This window comes from Streptomyces sp. NBC_01210, assembly GCF_036010325.1.
Classification (GTDB): domain Bacteria; phylum Actinomycetota; class Actinomycetes; order Streptomycetales; family Streptomycetaceae; genus Streptomyces.
On the sequence record NZ_CP108549.1, the window covers coordinates 7,804,275 to 7,820,731 of the forward strand.

At 69.8% G+C, this 16,457-nt stretch carries 14 protein-coding genes; 4 read left to right on the forward strand and 10 right to left on the reverse strand.

The window, feature by feature from the left end; genetic code table 11:
- Positions 1 to 90: 90 nt before the first annotated feature.
- Positions 91 to 1,551 (reverse strand): MFS transporter, encoded by a 1,461-nt coding sequence (locus tag OG735_RS35225; protein ID WP_327327184.1) that lies wholly within the window; start codon positions 1,549 to 1,551, stop codon positions 91 to 93.
- 135 nt (positions 1,552 to 1,686) lie between these two features.
- On the opposite strand from OG735_RS35225, the gene OG735_RS35230 reads away from it, so the two are divergent.
- Positions 1,687 to 2,232, forward strand: coding sequence for a VOC family protein (locus OG735_RS35230; RefSeq protein WP_327327185.1), 546 nt, complete (start codon positions 1,687 to 1,689; stop codon positions 2,230 to 2,232).
- A gap of 57 nt (positions 2,233 to 2,289) precedes the next feature.
- Here OG735_RS35230 and OG735_RS35235 read toward each other — a convergent pair whose 3' ends face one another.
- The 9 genes from OG735_RS35235 to OG735_RS35275 all read right to left on the reverse strand — a co-directional run bounded on the left by OG735_RS35235 (position 2,290) and on the right by OG735_RS35275 (position 13,214).
- A complete protein-coding gene (locus OG735_RS35235; RefSeq protein WP_327327186.1) occupies positions 2,290 to 3,507 on the reverse strand; it encodes an FAD-dependent monooxygenase in 1,218 nt (405 codons plus the stop codon).
- Positions 3,508 to 3,645: 138 nt separating this feature from the next.
- A complete protein-coding gene (locus OG735_RS35240; protein WP_327327187.1) occupies positions 3,646 to 5,772 on the reverse strand; it encodes an MMPL family transporter in 2,127 nt (708 codons plus the stop codon).
- Complete coding sequence (locus OG735_RS35245; RefSeq protein ID WP_327327188.1) at positions 5,769 to 6,008, reverse strand: ferredoxin; 240 nt, start codon at positions 6,006 to 6,008, stop codon at positions 5,769 to 5,771. Before OG735_RS35245 ends, OG735_RS35240 begins: the two co-directional genes overlap by 4 nt.
- Before the next feature lie 10 nt (positions 6,009 to 6,018).
- Positions 6,019 to 7,221: a cytochrome P450 gene (locus tag OG735_RS35250; RefSeq protein ID WP_327327189.1), complete on the reverse strand. Its 1,203-nt coding sequence runs from the start codon at positions 7,219 to 7,221 to the stop codon at positions 6,019 to 6,021.
- Between the two features lie 42 nt (positions 7,222 to 7,263).
- Complete coding sequence (locus tag OG735_RS35255) at positions 7,264 to 7,932, reverse strand: TenA family protein (protein ID WP_327327190.1); 669 nt, start codon at positions 7,930 to 7,932, stop codon at positions 7,264 to 7,266.
- A 15-nt stretch (positions 7,933 to 7,947) separates the two neighbouring features.
- Positions 7,948 to 9,798, reverse strand: coding sequence for an asparagine synthase (glutamine-hydrolyzing) (gene asnB, locus OG735_RS35260; RefSeq protein WP_327327191.1), 1,851 nt, complete (start codon positions 9,796 to 9,798; stop codon positions 7,948 to 7,950).
- A complete protein-coding gene (locus OG735_RS35265) occupies positions 9,786 to 10,973 on the reverse strand; it encodes a nucleotide disphospho-sugar-binding domain-containing protein (RefSeq protein WP_327327192.1) in 1,188 nt (395 codons plus the stop codon). Before OG735_RS35265 ends, asnB begins: the two co-directional genes overlap by 13 nt.
- Positions 10,974 to 11,118: 145 nt before the next feature.
- Entirely contained in the window at positions 11,119 to 12,738 is a 1,620-nt protein-coding gene (locus tag OG735_RS35270; protein ID WP_327327193.1) for a multicopper oxidase family protein, read from the reverse strand.
- Positions 12,735 to 13,214 carry a hypothetical protein gene (locus OG735_RS35275; RefSeq protein WP_327327194.1) on the reverse strand — a complete coding sequence of 160 codons (480 nt, stop codon included), beginning with the start codon at positions 13,212 to 13,214 and terminating at the stop codon, positions 12,735 to 12,737. Before OG735_RS35275 ends, OG735_RS35270 begins: the two co-directional genes overlap by 4 nt.
- A 153-nt stretch (positions 13,215 to 13,367) precedes the next feature.
- Between OG735_RS35275 and OG735_RS35280 the strand changes: the two genes are divergently transcribed.
- The 3 genes from OG735_RS35280 to metK all read left to right on the forward strand — a co-directional run bounded on the left by OG735_RS35280 (position 13,368) and on the right by metK (position 16,412).
- Complete coding sequence (locus OG735_RS35280; protein WP_327327195.1) at positions 13,368 to 14,642, forward strand: NAD(P)-binding domain-containing protein; 1,275 nt, start codon at positions 13,368 to 13,370, stop codon at positions 14,640 to 14,642.
- Complete coding sequence (locus OG735_RS35285; RefSeq protein WP_327327196.1) at positions 14,639 to 15,091, forward strand: SCP2 sterol-binding domain-containing protein; 453 nt, start codon at positions 14,639 to 14,641, stop codon at positions 15,089 to 15,091. Before OG735_RS35280 ends, OG735_RS35285 begins: the two co-directional genes overlap by 4 nt.
- Positions 15,092 to 15,185: 94 nt before the next feature.
- Entirely contained in the window at positions 15,186 to 16,412 is a 1,227-nt protein-coding gene (gene metK, locus OG735_RS35290; protein WP_327327197.1) for a methionine adenosyltransferase, read from the forward strand.
- Positions 16,413 to 16,457: the final 45 nt, after the last annotated feature.

Below are 16,457 nucleotides of genomic sequence, written 5' to 3' on the forward strand. Positions count from 1 at the left end.
CGCGAAACGGAGTTCTGACCGTCCGCTGCACCGTGCACCGGGGCGCCGGAGGAGTACTGGAGAAGAACTCGATGCCCGCTCCGCTCCGGCTCAGCCGGGGTCGGCGTCGGCGTACCCGGCCACCCGGCGCGGCATCGCCTGCGCCGCCAGCGCGACCAGGACGAGCCCGCCGATCGTGAACCAGCTGAAGCCGCGGAACGCCTCGATGAACATGTCCGCGCGCGTCTGCCCCGCCGCGTCCTTGAGCGGCTCGAAGAACAGCACGCCGAGCAGAGCCGCTCCGGCGGCGTTGCCGATCTGGAGCGAGGCGCTGAGGGTGCCGGAGGCCGCCCCCGCGTCGCGCGCCTCGACCGACGCCCCGGCGACGGTGAACGCGGGCCCGAACACACCTCCCATCCCGACCCCCGCGACGAAGAGGGCGGGTCCGAGGTCCAGCCAGCCGCTGTCCGCACTGAGCGCGACGGCGAACCACAGCGCGCCGGCGGCCATGACGAGGGCACCGCCGGTCACCAGATGCCTGCCGAATCTGCCCACCAGAGCGTCGCTCGACGCGGATGTGATGCCCGTGCCGATTGCCCACGGCAGGAAGAGCAGCCCGGTCTTCATCGCACTGAAGCCGAGACCGATCTGCAGGGTCAGCGAGACCGTGAGGAAGAAGCCGATCATCACTGCGGCGAAGGTGAACAGCACGGCCGCGCCGACGCTGAAGCCCCGCCCGGCGAACAGCCGCAGCGGCACCAGGGACGAGCCATCCCTGTGCTCCTTGGCCCGCGCGTGCCACGTGTACAGCGCGAGCACGCAGGGAGAGACGATGAGGAGTGCCACCATCCAGCCGGGCCACCCGGCGTCACCGCCCTGCACCAGCGGATACAGCGCGCACAGCACACTCACCGAGACCAGCCCCATACCGACGAGGTCCATCCGCAGCGGGTGGTCGGCGCTGTTCTCCGGCACCAGCCGTGCGGCCGCGAACAGCGCGGCGATCCCGAGCGGGATGTTCACCAGGAAGATCGCGCGCCAGCCGAGGCCGAAGACGTCGTACGTCACGAACACCCCGCCCAGGACCGGCCCGAGCACCGCGGCGAGCCCCGTCACACCCCCGTACGCGCCACTGGCCCCGGCCCGTTCGCCGGGCGGGAAGATCGCATACACGGTCGCCATGATCTGCGGGATCATCACGGCCGCCGCCAGTCCCTGCAACGCGCGCGAACCGATGAGCATCCCCGGACTCTGTGCGAGGCCGCAGAGCAGCGAGGCAGCGGTGAAGACGGCGACACCGGCGAGGAAGAGCTGCTTCCGGCCATAGCGGTCGCCGAGCCGGCCGCCGGTGATCAGGCCGAGGCCGAAGGCGAGTGTGTACGCGGTGATGACCCACTGCGCGGACGCGAAGGACGCCCCCAGATCGTCCCGGACGGCGGGCAGGGCGATATTGACGATCGTCACGTCCAACAGGTCCATGAATGCTGCGCAGAGCATCACGAACAGCGCGGGCCGGCGCCGCGGGCAGATGGCGGCGAGCTCCGTCGTCCTGTTCTGGTCGGCGGTCGTCATGCCGTGCCTCGCTTCTGGTGCAGACATCGGGAGTTGGGGGGAGTGTGACCGACCGGAGTCGAGCGTCGCTCGAGCGAGACCCTGCCGAGTTCTGGCTCAGTAATGGCCGGATTCCATCGAACAAGGGAGAGCCTGATGGCTGCACGTACCGCCCGGATGTGGGCGGCCGGCACGACGGCGTCCGCGCTGCTGGCCGTGAGTTTGGTCGCCGCCGGCACGACGGCGGGCGCCGAGACCGCCAAGCCCCGGCCCAGGCCCACGGCCACAGCCACGCCGATGGCGGAGGTCCGGCACGGCCAGACGACCCTCTACACGACCAACGTCGACACGCTGCTGAACTTCTACCGGGACGCCCTCGGATTCGAGGTGCTGTTCCGGCTGCCGGAGACGGGCCCGGCGCTGTTCGGAACAGTCCGGCTGGGGACGGACTACTACATCACCTTCACCACGTACGACACGGTGAAGCAGGCGACCGGGATTCCGGGCATCGGCCGGACCAAGATTCACCAGTCCGAGGTCGCCGTGCTCACACCGGACGTCGATGCCCTCTTCGCCAGGGCGAAGAGGGCAGGGGCGAAGGTCCTGATGGCGCCCAAGAATCAGCCGTGGGGCGAGCGGTCCGCGTATGTGGCCGACCCGGAGGGCAATTTCGTCCAGATCTCCACCCACACCGAAGGCTGACCGGAAAGCCGGCGGCACAGGTGGTGCACGAGGCACGCGCCCCTCGGGGCGCGTGCCTCAGTGCGTTGCGGCCGCCGCGACATGGGCCGGAGTGACCGTCTCGTCCCAGTCGACGCGGTACGAGTAGACAGGCTCGGTCGCCTTGACGCCGAGCTTGAGGAAGAACGGCAGCACCAGGTCGCGTACGCCACGCTGGAAGCCGTTCGACGCGGCCTTCTGGTTACCGGTCTTGCGCCCCTCCTTGATGATCTTCTCGACCCGGTCCTTGCGGATCGACTGGAAAGCGGCGAACGCCTGCTGCGGAGTGTCCAGATCGCGCAGGCACTTGGCGAGCACGATCGAGTCCTCCATGGCCATGGAGACACCCTGGCCCACGTGGGGCGAGGTGGCGTGGGCCGCGTCCCCGACCAGGCACACCAGGTCCTTGTGCCACTTCGGGATCGAGAGCATGTCGTAGATGGGATATCCGAGGATGCCGCTCTCGGTGGACTCGATGATGGCCGAGACCGGGTGATGGTCCCTGCGGTGCTTGGTCAGCAGTTTCGGCTTCCACTCCTCGTGCGGGGTCCGCTCCAGTTCGCCGCGCGCGGGCTCCTTGGCCTGGTGGAAGTTCTCGAACCAGTAGATCTCGCCCGACGAGGTGGTCTGGTAGCCGAAGAAGCCCTCCAGGCAGAACGACATCCGCATCACACCGTCCGCGGGCGCGGCCTGGTCGCTGCGCGTGTAGCCGGCGGTGCCGACGACCCCGGTGTACTGGGGGTGCGGAGCGTCCGGCAGCACCGTGTACCGGGTCTTGGAGTGAATGCCGTCGCAGCCGATCAGGAAGTCGCCCTCGGCGGTGGAACCGTCCTTGAAGCGGGCGACGATCCCGTCGGCGGTGTGCTCCACGCTTTCGAAGAACTTGTCGAATTCGATCTGCACACCGCGGGAGACGGCCGCGTCGCGCAGCGCCTTGTTGAGCAACCCCCGCTTGATCAGCAGGGTTTCGGCCGGGTTGAGCCCCAGCTGCTTGCCCTTGTGGTTGAGGAAGGCGGTGCTGGTGGTCTGGGTGCCGTACTTCTCCACCTCGTCACGGATGCCCAGCGTGTCCAGTACGGCCATTCCGTTGGGGGCCAGGTTCAAGAACGCCCCGGCCTCGTCCCGGGGCACGCTGCTCCCTTCGTAGACAACGGCGGTGACGCCGATGCGCTGCAGGAACATGGCCAGTACCGGGCCCGCGATGCCGCAGCCGATCAGCACGGCCCTCCGCGTTCCTGCCGCTGCTGTGTTGCCCATGCTCAGTCTCACTTCCTGTGCGTTCGTGTGCTTGTGCCGGTTCGGTCGTGTGGCCCCTGGCCCCGGCGTCCGCCGGGGCCAGGGGCCTGGAGCCGGCCGGTCCTCCCAACAGGGCGGACCGGCCGGTGCGATGCGTACTCAGAGAGGGATGTCTTCCCCCCGCGGGCGAGAGTTGTCGGCGATGCGACCCTGAGATCCCCCTGATTGGGGCGGACCGCCGTCGCGCAGCAGGCGGTGGAGAGCGCCCGGCCACCACATGCTCTTGCCGATGTCCAACGAGAGAGCGGGTACCAGGACGGTGCGCACCAGGAAAGTGTCCAGGAGGACGCCCAGGCCCACCAGTACGCCTAGTTCGGCCGTGGTCACCAGGGGGAGCGAGACCAGGATGGAGAAGGTCGCGGCCAGGACGAGGCCCGCGCTGGTGATGACGCCGCCCGTGCTGGTCAGTCCGGACTGCACTCCGTGCCCGTGGCCCAGCAGCCGGACCTCCTCACGGACCCTGGTCATCAGGAAGATGTTGTAGTCGATGCCCAGCGCCACGAGGAAGACGAAGCCGAGCAGCGGCAGAGAATGATCCACTCCGGGCCAGTCGAATGCATGCTCGAAGAGGAGGCTGCTCGCTCCCAGCGCTCCGAAGTAGGAGAGCACCACGGTCGCCAGCAGCACCAGAGGCGCAACCAGCGCCCGCAACAGGGCGATCAGCACCAGCAGCACCACGGCGAGCACCACCGGGATGACCAGCTTGCTGTCCCGCGAGACGGCTCGCTGTGTGTCCAGCGCGCTCGCGGTGGTCCCGCCGACCAGGGCGTCCGCGCCCGCGATCCCGTGCACCGTGTCCCGCAGCCGGTTGATGGTGCGCTCGGCGGCGGGAGTGTCCGGGTCGTCCTTGAGCACCACGGGGACATGGACGAGTGCACGGTCGCGCGAGTAGGCGACCGGCTGCACCTCGGCGATGCCGTCGAGCCGCCCGACGGCCGCGACGAGCGCCTTCTCGGACGGGGCCTTCGCGATCACATCCGCCGGCGCCGACTCGCCGCCCGGATAGTGAGCAGCCACCAGCCGCTGACCGGCGACCGAATCGGGAGTCGTGGTGTACATCTGCGACTGGGTCAGACCGAAGCTGATGCCCGTCGCTCCCAGTGCCAGTGCTCCCATGACGACGGTGGCCGCCAGCCAGGACAGCCGGGGGCGCCGCGCCACGGCCGCTCCGACGCGCGCCCAGCCGTTGTGCCCGGCCCGCTGCGTCTGCCCGAATCGGGGGACGAACGGCCAGAAGATCCAGCGCCCCAGGATGACCAGCAGCGCGGGCAGTACGGTGACCATGGCGATGAAGCCGGACAGCACACCTGCCGCGCCCACCCAGCCCAGGCTGCGCGAGGAGTTCAGGTCGGCCAGCAGCAGACAGAGCAGCCCGATGACGATCGTCCCCGCAGAGGCGAGGATCGCGGGTCCTGAACGGCGCAGCGCGATCTGCATGGCGCCGTGCCGGTCCTCGTTGCGGGTCAGCTCTTCCCGATAACGGGCGATGAGCAGCAGGGCGTAGTCCGTGCCCACACCGAAGACGAGCACTGTCAGCAGGCCCGAACTCTGGGCGTCCACCGGCAGGCCGGCTTTCCCGCCCAGGTACGTGGCTACTTGGGACAGCACGGCGGCGAAGCCCACCGAGATCAGCGGCACCAGCCACAGCACCGGGCTGCGGTAGATCAGGAGAAGCAGCAGGGCGACCACGAGCGCGCTTCCGAGCAGCAGCGTCCCGTCCAGCTCGTCGAAGACGTCGATGGTGTCCTGGAGTGCGCCGGCGGGGCCGGCGACCTTGACCCGCAGATCGGTCGGCACGTCCTCGCCGGCGACATCGCGTGCCGCGTTCACCGTGTCGGAGAACTTGTCGCTGTACGGAACGGGCACGGTCAGGAGCAGCGCCTTGCCGTCCTTTGACGGCGTCGCGCCCTCGATCGCTCCGCCGGGAACGAGCGGGGTCAGCTTCTTGCGGTCCGCCTCCGCCTTCGCCCGGTCCGCCGTGGTGATGCCGCTGTCGCGCACATAGACGATGACGGCGGGCATGACCTCGTCGGTACGGAACTCCTCCAACCGGTCGTTGACCAGGGCGGCTTCCGCGTTGCCCGGCAGATAGGCATTGGCGTTGTTGTCCTCGACGTCGGCGACCTTGCCGGCCAGCGGCCCCAGAGCCATCGCGATGATCAGCCAGCCGGCCAGGACGAACCATTTGGCCCGTCTGCCGCCCGGGACGGTCGCCAGGCGCTTCATCCGGCATCTCCCCGTGCCAATTCGACTGCTCCTTCGGCCGCCGACTCCTCGACGACCCGGATGGACTTCGTCGGGCAGCCGCGGGCGGCCCGACGGATCTCCTCGTGCAGGGCCTCGGCCGGCGACTCGTCCAGGACGAGCACCAGCCCGTCCTCGTCCTGGTCGAAGACCCCGGGCACGCGGTAGACGCAAAGACTGCTCACCGCACAGGTATCGGAGTTGGCCGTCACACGCATCGGACTCTCCTCACCATTCGACCGGGATCTCGGTGAAGCCCTCCATGAACCCGCCCAGTGCGCGGGGCAGTTCCTCGGCGGGCGCCGCCAGCCTGATGTCCGGGAACCGGCGCAGCAGGGACTCCGTGGCGACCTGCAGCTCCATCCGGGCCAGCGCCGCGCCGACGCAGTAGTGCAGGCCCGCGCCGAAGGTCATGTGGTGGTTCTCCTTGCGGCGGATGTCCAGCTCGAAGGGGCAGTCGAAGACCTCCGGGTCCATGTTCGCGCCCTCCTCGGAGAGCAGCACGCTGGTGCCCTTCTTGATGACGGACCCGTCCGAGAGCGGGATGTCGTCGATGGCGTACCGCATCGTGCCCACCGACGAGCCCATGATCTGCGTACGCAGCAGTTCCTCGACCGTCGACGGAACCAGCGACCAGTCCGCCTGGATCGCGCGGACGAACTCCGGGTGGTGCAGCAGGACCGCCGTGCCGGTGCCGATCTGGCTCGCCGTCGTGACATAGCCGGCGATCAGCAGACCCTGCGTCCAGAAGTGCAGCTCATGCTCATTGAGCCGGCTGTCGTCCTCGTCGTCCCGTACCCGGATCAGCTCGCTGACCAGGTCGTCGCCCGGGTTCTCACGCTTGGAGTCGATCAGGTCGCCCAGGTACTTCCACAGATTCTGCCGGCACTTGCCGACCTCCTCCGGCGCCAGCTTGGTCACCGACAGGAAGCCGTCGACGTACGCACGGAACTGGTCGCGGTCCTCGGGCGGCACACCGAGCAGCTTGCAGATCACCATGATCGGCAGCGGGAAGGCCAGCGCCTCGTTCAGCTCGACCGGCTGGGGGCCGGCCGCCATCTCGTCCAGCAACTGGTCGGCGACCTGCTGCACATACGGCCGCAGCGCCTCGATCCGGCGGGCGGTGAACGCCTTGGTGACCAGCGACCGCACCCGGGTGTGCTCCGGCGGGTCCGGGTCGATGTTCGGATCCATGAACAGGTCGTTGTCCTTGGAGATCCGGGCGCAGTCGGGGCGGGCGATGTTGCGGGAGAGCCGCTTGTCGGCGAAGAGGGCCCGCACATCCTTGTAACGGGTCACCAGCGTGGCGACGTCCCCGCTCGGCAGGGTCACTTCGATCGCCGACGTCTTGTGTACGGTCCGCAGCGCTTCGGGAACCTGCATGGGCGGGGTCCACGCGAACGGATACCTGGGCGGGGTCTGGGTGCTCACGGTAGTCCCTTTCCGATCAGTGTGTATGCGGTAGCTGTAGCGTCAGAACGGCCAGGACGGTCTGGACCAGGCGGCCTCTGCGAAGGCCCACTCGTAGCGGGTGCTGACGGCGAAGTGGTCGACGAGCTCGGCGCGTTCGGCCCCGGAGAGCTCGTCGCCGAGGCGGTCGGCGAGGCCCATGAAGGCCTTCACCGCGTAGCTGTAGCCCTCGCCCGGGTGGTAGATCTCGATCCAGGGCGCATATCGCGAGCCGGGCGTGTGCCGCTCCAACAGATCATTGGAGACCTGGTGGTTGAACCAGACCATCGGCAGCAGCGCCCCGAAGCCGGCGGCGAACGACGTCGCGGTCGCCGCCTGGAAGAACGAGCAGTGGGCATGGGTGGCGGGGTCCACGGGCGCGTCGGGCACCAGCGCCGGGGCGCCCAGCTCCACGGCGAGATTCCCGTATGCCTCGCGCAGCTTGTCACGCGCCTCGAGCGTCCCGGTGATCGACCGCCCGAGCAGCGAGGTGTACTCGTCGCTGCGGGCGGCCGCGGCCGCCCGCGCCAGGCCCCGGGTGTAGGAGGGCAGCAGGTATCCGGTGTCCTGCTCGACGAAATGGGCCAGCGACTCACCGGGCAGCGACCCGTCCCGCAGGCCGGACCAGAACGGATGCGCCGTGACCTTGTCCAGGATCGGCGCGGCGAGCTCCTTGAGCTCCTCTTGCAGCATGGGCCCTTGCCCCTCTCAGATGTCGAGTCGTACGCGGTAGTGCCGCAGCCACGCGTCCAGTTGGAGCACCATCTCCACGTTCCTCCGCTCGCCCCAGCCGTCGACCGCGATCGGCCGGTCCTCCTTGGCGAGCTCGGCGCAGGCCGGGCTGTCAAGGAGCGGACGCACCGGGCTGGACGGGTCTGCGACGACGGCGTTGAAGCGGTCTCGCAACACCTCGCCGTAGCGCGGGTCCTGAGTGATCGGGAAGGGGCTCTTGCGGCGCTGGGTCACCGATGCGGGCAGCAGATCGGCGACCGCCGAACGCAGCACGCTCTTCTCCCGGCCGTCGGCCGTCTTCATCCCCCACGGGATGTTGTAGACGTACTCCACCAGCCGGTGGTCGCAGTACGGCACCCGCAGCTCCAGGCCCACGGCCATACTGAGGCGGTCGTCGCGGGAGAGCAGCAGCGGCAGCCAGCGCGAGAGATGGGCATGGCCGACGACCCGCATGGTGTGTTCCTGGTCGGACTCGCCCGGCACCCGCGGGACTTCGGCGACCGTCTCGGCGTACCGCTGGGCCGAGTATCCGGGCACGTCGATCTTCTTGAGGAAGCCGGGGTCGAGCAGACCCGTGCTCATGCCGTGCGGGGCGACCCGCAGCCCCATGGTGACCCAGGGGAAGTTGGCGGTGTCCACCAGCGTCGGATCGCGGAACGACTGGTAGCCGCCGAAGAGTTCATCGGCGACCTCGCCCATCAGAGCGACCGTGGAGCGCTGGCGCACCGAACGCAGCAGCAGATACAGCGAGCGGTCCATGTCGGGAATCGGGCGCGGCAGATCCTGTGCGCGCAGCGCCGCCGCATCGACCACCGGGTCCGCGAGGTCGGCGGTGCGCAGTACCACCGGCTCATGGTCGGTTCCGACATGGCGGGCGACCTCGGCGGCGTACGGAGCGTCCGGGTCCTCGTGCCAGAAGTCCTTGCGGAACCGTTCGGTGTGCCCCTCGAAGTCGACGGCGAAGGTTTTGGGCCGTCGGCCGTCCGTGACGGACCTGGCGGCGAACGCGGCGATCGCGCTGGAGTCGACGCCGCCCGAGAGCAGCGTGCACAGCGGGACATCGGAGACGAGATGGCTGGAGACGGCCTCCTGGAGCAGGCCCCGCACCGTGTCCACCGTGGTCGGGAGATCGTCCGGGTGCTCGTGGTTCGGCAGCGTCCAGTACCGGGTCTCGGTGACCGAGCCGTCCCGTACCACCGTCACATGGCCTGCCGGGACTTCGCGCATCCCGCGGTAGACGGCATGGCCCGGGGTGGCGATGTACGCGAGCAGCTCCGCCAGGCCCTCCGTGTCGACGGCGCACTCGATCGACGGATGGGCGAGCAGTGCCTTCGGCTCGGAGCCGAAGACGAGGCCCCGGCCGGCCCTGGCGTAGTACAGCGGCTTGATGCCGAGCCGGTCCCGGAACATCACCAGCTTCCCGGCGCGCGGGTCCCAGACGGCGAAGGCGAACATGCCCTCCAGCCGCTCCGCGCACCGCTCGCCCCACTCCAGATAGGCGCGCAGCACCACTTCGGTGTCCCCGGCCGTACGGAAGCGGTGGCCGAGCGACTCCAACTGGGCCCGCACCTGGCGGAAGTTGTAGATCTCGCCGTTGTGCACCAGGACCGCGAGGGTGCGGCCGTCCTCCTCGGCGACCATCGGCTGCGGGCTGCCGTCCACGTCGATGACGGCGAGCCTGCGATGGCCGAGAGCGGCACGCTCATCGGTCCACACGGCCTCGTCGTCGGGCCCGCGGTTGGCGAGGGTTCCCACCATGGTGCGTACCGTCGAGGCCTCCTCCTTGAGCCCGCGCTCGAAGTCGACCCAGCCCGCTATGCCGCACATGCGACCACCCTCGACTCGATCTCGGCGACCAGTTCGGCCGGGGACGGCAGACTCAGCATCTGCTCGCGCAGTTTGTTCGCGGCGGCGCGGTACGCATCGCCGGTGAGCAGCTTGTCCGCCTCGGCACGCAGCCGCTCCGGTGTCGCCTCGTCGCGGGTGAGCACCTCGCCGGCGCCGGTGGCCAGCACCCGGCCCGAATGGCCGAGATGGTCGGGGAGCTGGGGTACGAGCAGCAGCGGAATGCCGGCCCGCAGCGAGGTCAGCACCGTGCCCGCGCCGCCGTGCGCGACGACCAGATCGGCGTCGTCGACCAGCAGATGCAGCGGAGTGTCCTCGACGACACGTACATGCCCCGCGGCCTCGCCCGGCACCTCGCCGAGCAGCGCACGCTGCCCGGCGGTGACCGCGAGGACGACCTCGGTCCCGGGCCCTGCCAGGGCGGCGGCGACCTGTCCGGCCAGGAATCGCTCCGGGGCCAGCCGCGCCATCGTGTGACCCCAGGTCACCACCACGCGGCGCCTGGTGGTCCCCGGCGGGCCGAGCGGGGGACGAAGCGGCCCGCCGGGGCCGTTGAAGGGGACGTACCGCATGGCCAGACGCGGATGGTCGACCGGAACCTGGAAGTCGTCCGGGCACGGGTCGACGGTCAGCAGGCCGAAGGGGTCGAAGTCGCCGACGCCGTTGCGTTCGGCGAGCGGGGCAAGCACCTGCGGCAGCAGGCCGCGGGCCCGCGCCATCAGATCGGTGCCGTACAACAGCCGCACGGCGGGGATGCCGGCCGCCGCTGCCGCCAACGGCCCGGCCAGCGCGGTCGGTTCGAAGACCACCGCGTCCGCATGCCAGTCGCGGGCCAGCGCCGCCAGATCGTCCGTCATGGAGTCGGCGTGCGCGTAGAACATCTGCATCGCGCGCGGACCCTTGCCGCTGCGCGGGGCCTGCCCGCCGCCGTCCGCCGGGTCGTTCGCGGTGGGGAGAACGTAACCGCGCACCATCCCCACGGCGTCGACATCCCTGCCGACGGACGCGGCGGGCAGACCGGTCCTCGCCGTCTCCTCGCGCAGGGCCGGCTGGCTCGCGACCAGCACGTCATGACCCGCGGCCCGGAAAGCCCATGCCAAAGGCACCACCGCATAAAGATGCGAAGGCCAGGCCCAGGTCGTGAACAGTACGCGCATGGCTCGCCCCAACCCCTCTCAGTGCCGACTGCGTCCCCGCCCGTGACACAGGGCCAGGTCCGCGATGCGCCGACGGTGACGCAGCGGCCTATCGGTCCGGTCGCAGCCCGCTCGAAGCAGGCCGGACCGGCCGACGCCAATGCCCTCAGACGACCTGGAAGTTCGCCATCATTGCCATGTCCTCGTGCTCCAGGTTGTGGCAGTGGAACATGTACCGGCCGCGGTGGCCCGAGAAGCGGGCCAGCACATCGACCACCTCGAAGGGCCGTACATCGACGGTGTCCTTCCAGCCCGCGTCCGTGTCCAGCGCAGCCCTGCCGCTGCGCGCCACCACCTGGAAGTGGGCCAGGTGCAGATGCACGGGGTGATGGAAGTCGCTGGTGAAGCGCCACCGTTCCACGGTTCCGAGCCGCGGCCGGGCAGCGAACTCGGCGGAGCGGAAAGGCTTTCCGTTGACCGTCCAGACCTTCGTGCCGTCCGAGGTGCTCGTCTGACGGAAGTTGAACTGCCGCTCGGCCACGGCCGAGGCGGCACGCAGCGGCTCGACGTCGGCGAGCCTGGCAGGCACCCTGCTGTCGTCCTTGGCACGCCGGGTGACCCTGAACCGCATCACCCGCCGGGTGCCGTCCTCGCCGAGCGTATTGACCAGCGTGACCGTGGACCCCACCGGATACGCCGAGAAGTCGACCACCACATCGAAGCGTTCGGCGGGCGCGATAGGCAGCTCCTTGTGCGAGCGCGGCGCGGCCAGCAGCCCGGCATCACTGCCCACCTGCACGAAGGGGGCGCCCTCACGCGGACCGGGCTCCAGCGCGAGGCGGTAGCGGCGGGCGTTGGAGGCGTTGAGCAGCCGGAAGCGGTAGCGGGCGGCATCCACCTCGAGCTCGGGCCACGGAGCACCATTGACCAGCACCACATCGCCCATGACGCCCTCCATATAGGCGTCCTCGACGCCCGGGACGCCGGTCAGCGAGGGATCGACGGACGGATAGCGCAGCGCGCCGTCCTCCTCGAACGCGCGGTCACAGATCATCAGCGGGATGTCCCGCTCGGCCGCCGGCAGGTGCAGCGCCTCCTCCTCGTCGTCGCGCACAAGGAACATCCCGGCGAGCCCGCGCCACACCTGAGGGGCGCTGAAGTCCATCCGGTGGTCGTGGTACCAGAGCGTCGCGGCCGGCTGATCGAGGGGATACGTGTAGTCCTTGGCGCCCTGCGACAGCTTCCAGTCGGCCGGCGCGACCTGCATCGCCCCGCCGTGACCGGCCCCATGGCCACCCTTGCCGTGCGTCGCGGGATCGTGCCGGTACCCCTTCGGCACCACGAGATCTGTCGGATAGCCGTCCGACTCGGGGGCCTGGATCCCGCCGTGCAGATGCGTCGACGTCGGTACGGGCAGCTCATTGCGCACCCGCACGACGATCTGACGCCCCGACCGGCCCACGAGCGTGGTGCCGGGGAAGCTTCCGTCGTACCCCCACACCCGCGTTTTCCGACCCGGCAGGATCTCCATGTCGGCGACGCGCTGCACCAGTTCGTAGTGGTCCACACCGCCCGTCGTACGCACCGGCACGGCCGTCCTCGGCGCCGGCAGCGGCACACGGAACGGCTCCGGCAGCCGGCCGCCGCTGGAGAGCAGCTCGCCGGAGACCTCCCGGGTCATGCTGCCGCACCCGGCGACTCCGGCCGCGGCGGCCACACCCGCGGCGCCGGCCACCCCGAGCAGCCGCCGGCGGGACAGTTCGGACCGGCTGCGCCCCGCGCTCACCGGCGGCCGCCGCGGTACGCGAAGGCCCAGTAGGTGAGCGCGGTCGCACCGGCGACCAGCGCGACCCCGAGCGGTATGTGCAGACCCAACGCCCTCGAGTAGCCCGAGCCCGTCTGTGTCTGTACGAGGAAGGCGACCACCACCGCCAGCGCGATCGGCCAGGCCGGCCCGCGTCCCGGCCGCCACAGGAGCACGGTGTTGATGACCAGAAGCCAGCTCAGGAAGCTGATGGTGTGGGCGTTGATCTCGTGCAGGTCCAGCAGATCCACATCGCCCGTGATGAACATCCCGGCGAGCACCGGCTGCACCAGGGTCAGCAACAGGAACGCGGTGATCACGCAGCGCAGCACGATCAGTGGCCACCGCCGGACCTTCCGCACCGCCGGTGTCCCACCCGCCCGCCGCCGAGGGGATGAACGCGCCGCCGCGCCAGGGTCTAAGGAGTCCGCAGGGCGGACGTCCGGTGTCTGGCTCATGGGGAACTCCTCCAATGTCGTCGACATCCTCGACGGTGACAGGGGCGACTCGAGTGGGACTTGAGCGGGACGAGGGCCGGACCGGTCCTCGATCCGCCGTCGAGCGGCGGCGGAGAACGTAATGCAGCATCCCTACGCCTTGGAGGCTGACCGATGGCCGAGACTCCCCTCTTCCGCGTGATCCTGCGGATGGAAATCCAGTCCGGAACCCAGGACGAGTTCGAAAGGACATGGTGGGAGGTGGGATCGGCGATCTCCCGGCAGCCCGCCAACCGCGGCCAGACGCTGACGCGTGCGACGGAGGGCGATTCCCCTGTCTACTACGTGATCACCGACTGGACCGACGAGGCGGCGTTCCGGGCCTTCGAACTCAGCCAGGCCCATGTCGAGCACCGCCGTCGGCTCGGGAAGTACCGCACCAGCGGCGAGATGATCACGACACAGACCGTGCACGACATCCCGCCGGCGCCGCAGCCCGAAGCCGTTCCGGGACCCAGAGCCGTACCCGAGCCCGAAGCGCCGTCCGCCACCGCGGACCGCGCGCCGCTGGCTTTCATCGGCCTCGGCAACATGGGCCGCGGCATGGCTCACTCCCTCATCGACGCCGGCCACCGCCTCACCGTCTACAACCGCACCGCCGCCAAGGCCCGCCCCCTGGTGGACGCAGGCGCCATCGCGGCCGGCAGCCCCGCGGACGCCGTCGCGGGACACTCCGTCGTTCTGCTCAGCCTGAGCGACGAAGCCGCCGTGGACGATGTGCTCTTCGACAAGATCGTGCCGGTGCTCGCGCCGGGCAGCATCGTCATCGACACCTCCACCGTCTCCCCGGCGTACGCGCGCAAGGCGGCAGGCCGCCTTGCCGACGCCGGACTGCGCCGGGTCGAAGCCTGTGTGGTGGGCAACCCCTTCCAGGCCCGGGAGGGCAAGCTCCGTGTCTACACCAGCGGAGCGGAGCGGGACGTCGCAGAGGTCGCGGACGTGCTCGACACCATCGGCGCCGAGGTCCTGCACCTCGGAGCCCCCGGCACCGCCGCCACCCTCAAACTCATCTTCAACCTCCTGCTGGGCGCCCAGGTCGCCTCGCTCTCCGAGGCGGTGGCGTACGGCGTACGGACCGGACTCGACCGCGACCGGCTGCTCTCCGCCATCGCCGAGAGCGGTTTCAGCTCGATCGTCATGCGCTTCCGCGCCGAGCTGATGCGCAAGGGGAGCTATGAACCGGCCTTCTTCCGCTCGACCCTCATGGAGAAGGATCTGCGCCTGGCCATCGACGACGCCACCGGGGCGGGAGTCGAACTCCCCGTCCTGGACACGGTCCGGGCCGGCTTCGCCGCCGTGGTCGCTGCGGGCGACGGTGACAAGGACGCCTCCGTCCTGATCGAGCACACGACCGCGGCGGCCTCCTCCTCCCAGGGTGCCGTGTCATGACGCGGCCGCCCGACGCGCGCCACCTCCAGCTCAAGCATCTCGCCGAGGCCGGCGCGGCGGCCGGCGGCAGCCTCTCGCTTCCGGACGACGACATCGAGCGGCTGCTGGGGCTGGTCTTCGAATGGTTCCGCTCCTGCTTCAGCCCCGAGCGTGCCCACGGCCGGTCCGGCATCTTCCGCTACGCGGTCAACACCCCCCTGGGCGTACGGCACTGGTACATCGTCGTCGACAGCGACCCGGGCACCTGCACCGCCACCACCTCCGTCGACCGCCCGGCGGACGCCACCATCGGTGTGGACCTCGGCGATCTCGTCGCCCTCGCCGTCGGCGAACTCAAGGGCACCGACGCGTTCGTCAACGGACGTCTGAAGATCTCCGGCGATGTCTTCTTCGCCATGAACTGGATCGAGTGGTTCGGCTCCCGCAGCACACCACCCAAGGACGACTGACGGTGTTTAGCTGCCTTTGAGCCCTCCTGCAGTCGTGGCGCGCAGTCTGCCGGGAACGACCGTCCGGCAACTGCGCGCCTCACTTGGAGGTTCCGTGTCCCTTCGTCTGTTCACCTCGGAGTCTGTGACCGAGGGTCATCCCGACAAGATCGCCGACCAGATCAGCGACGCGATCCTCGACGCGCTGCTGACCCAGGACCCGAAGTCGAGGGTCGCCGTCGAGACACTGATCACCACCGGCCAGGTCCATGTGGCCGGCGAGGTCACCACTCAGGGCTACGCCGAGATCCAGAGCCTGGTCAGGGAGACCGTCCTCAAGATCGGCTACGACTCGTCCGCCAAGGGCTTCGACGGCGCGTCCTGCGGTGTCTCGGTCTCCATCGGCGCGCAGTCGCCGGACATCGCGCAGGGCGTCGACACCGCGTACGAGGAGCGCGTCGAGGGTGCCGCCACAGGTGAGGGTGGGGACGAGCTCGACAAGCAGGGCGCCGGCGACCAGGGCCTGATGTTCGGCTACGCCTGCGACGAGACGCCCGAGCTGATGCCGCTCCCCATCACCCTCGCCCACCGGCTCTCCGCACGGCTCACCGAGGTCCGCAAGAACGGGACCATCCCGTATCTGCGACCGGACGGCAAGACACAGGTCACCATCGCGTACGACGGGGCCCAGGCGATCCGGCTGGACACTGTCGTCGTCTCCTCGCAGCACGCTCCCGGCATCGACCTGGACTCGCTCCTCATCCCCGACATCCGCGACTGTGTGGTGCAGCCCGTGCTGCACGAACTCGCCGAAGAGGGCGTGCGGTTGCAGACCGATGGCTACCGGCTGCTGGTCAACCCGACCGGGCGGTTCGAGATCGGTGGCCCGATGGGCGACGCGGGTCTGACCGGCCGGAAGATCATCATCGACACGTACGGCGGCATGGCCCGGCACGGCGGCGGCGCGTTCTCGGGCAAGGACCCGTCGAAGGTGGACCGCTCGGCCGCGTACGCGATGCGCTGGGTCGCCAAGAACGTGGTGGCCGCCGGCCTCGCGGCACGCTGCGAGGTCCAGGTCGCGTACGCCATCGGCAAGGCCGAGCCGGTCGGACTCTTCGTCGAGACCTTCGGCACCGAGACCGTACCCGTGCCGCGCATCCAGGCCGCCATCGACCAGGTTTTCGACCTGCGCCCGGCCGCCATCATCCGTGACCTCGACCTGCTGCGGCCCATCTACGCACAGACCGCCGCGTACGGGCACTTCGGCCGGAACCTCCCCGACTTCACCTGGGAGGCCACCGACCGCGCCGAGAAGCTCCGCCAGGCAGCCATCGCCGACTGACCGTCCGAACGGACCGGCCGACGGAACAACGCAACTTCCACCGTA

Excerpts from the sequence above, each read along its gene's own strand:
- OG735_RS35225 (WP_327327184.1), bottom strand. The coding sequence starts at position 1,551 with ATGACGACCGCCGACCAGAACAGGACGACGGAGCTCGCCGCCATCTGC.
- OG735_RS35230 (WP_327327185.1), top strand. The coding sequence starts at position 1,687 with ATGGCTGCACGTACCGCCCGGATGTGGGCGGCCGGCACGACGGCGTCC.
- OG735_RS35235 (WP_327327186.1), bottom strand. The coding sequence starts at position 3,507 with ATGGGCAACACAGCAGCGGCAGGAACGCGGAGGGCCGTGCTGATCGGC.
- OG735_RS35240 (WP_327327187.1), bottom strand. The coding sequence starts at position 5,772 with ATGAAGCGCCTGGCGACCGTCCCGGGCGGCAGACGGGCCAAATGGTTC.
- OG735_RS35245 (WP_327327188.1), bottom strand. The coding sequence starts at position 6,008 with ATGCGTGTGACGGCCAACTCCGATACCTGTGCGGTGAGCAGTCTTTGC.
- OG735_RS35255 (WP_327327190.1), bottom strand. The coding sequence starts at position 7,932 with ATGCTGCAAGAGGAGCTCAAGGAGCTCGCCGCGCCGATCCTGGACAAG.
- asnB (WP_327327191.1), bottom strand. The coding sequence starts at position 9,798 with ATGTGCGGCATAGCGGGCTGGGTCGACTTCGAGCGCGGGCTCAAGGAG.
- OG735_RS35265 (WP_327327192.1), bottom strand. The coding sequence starts at position 10,973 with ATGCGCGTACTGTTCACGACCTGGGCCTGGCCTTCGCATCTTTATGCG.
- OG735_RS35275 (WP_327327194.1), bottom strand. The coding sequence starts at position 13,214 with ATGAGCCAGACACCGGACGTCCGCCCTGCGGACTCCTTAGACCCTGGC.
- OG735_RS35280 (WP_327327195.1), top strand. The coding sequence starts at position 13,368 with ATGGCCGAGACTCCCCTCTTCCGCGTGATCCTGCGGATGGAAATCCAG.
- OG735_RS35285 (WP_327327196.1), top strand. The coding sequence starts at position 14,639 with ATGACGCGGCCGCCCGACGCGCGCCACCTCCAGCTCAAGCATCTCGCC.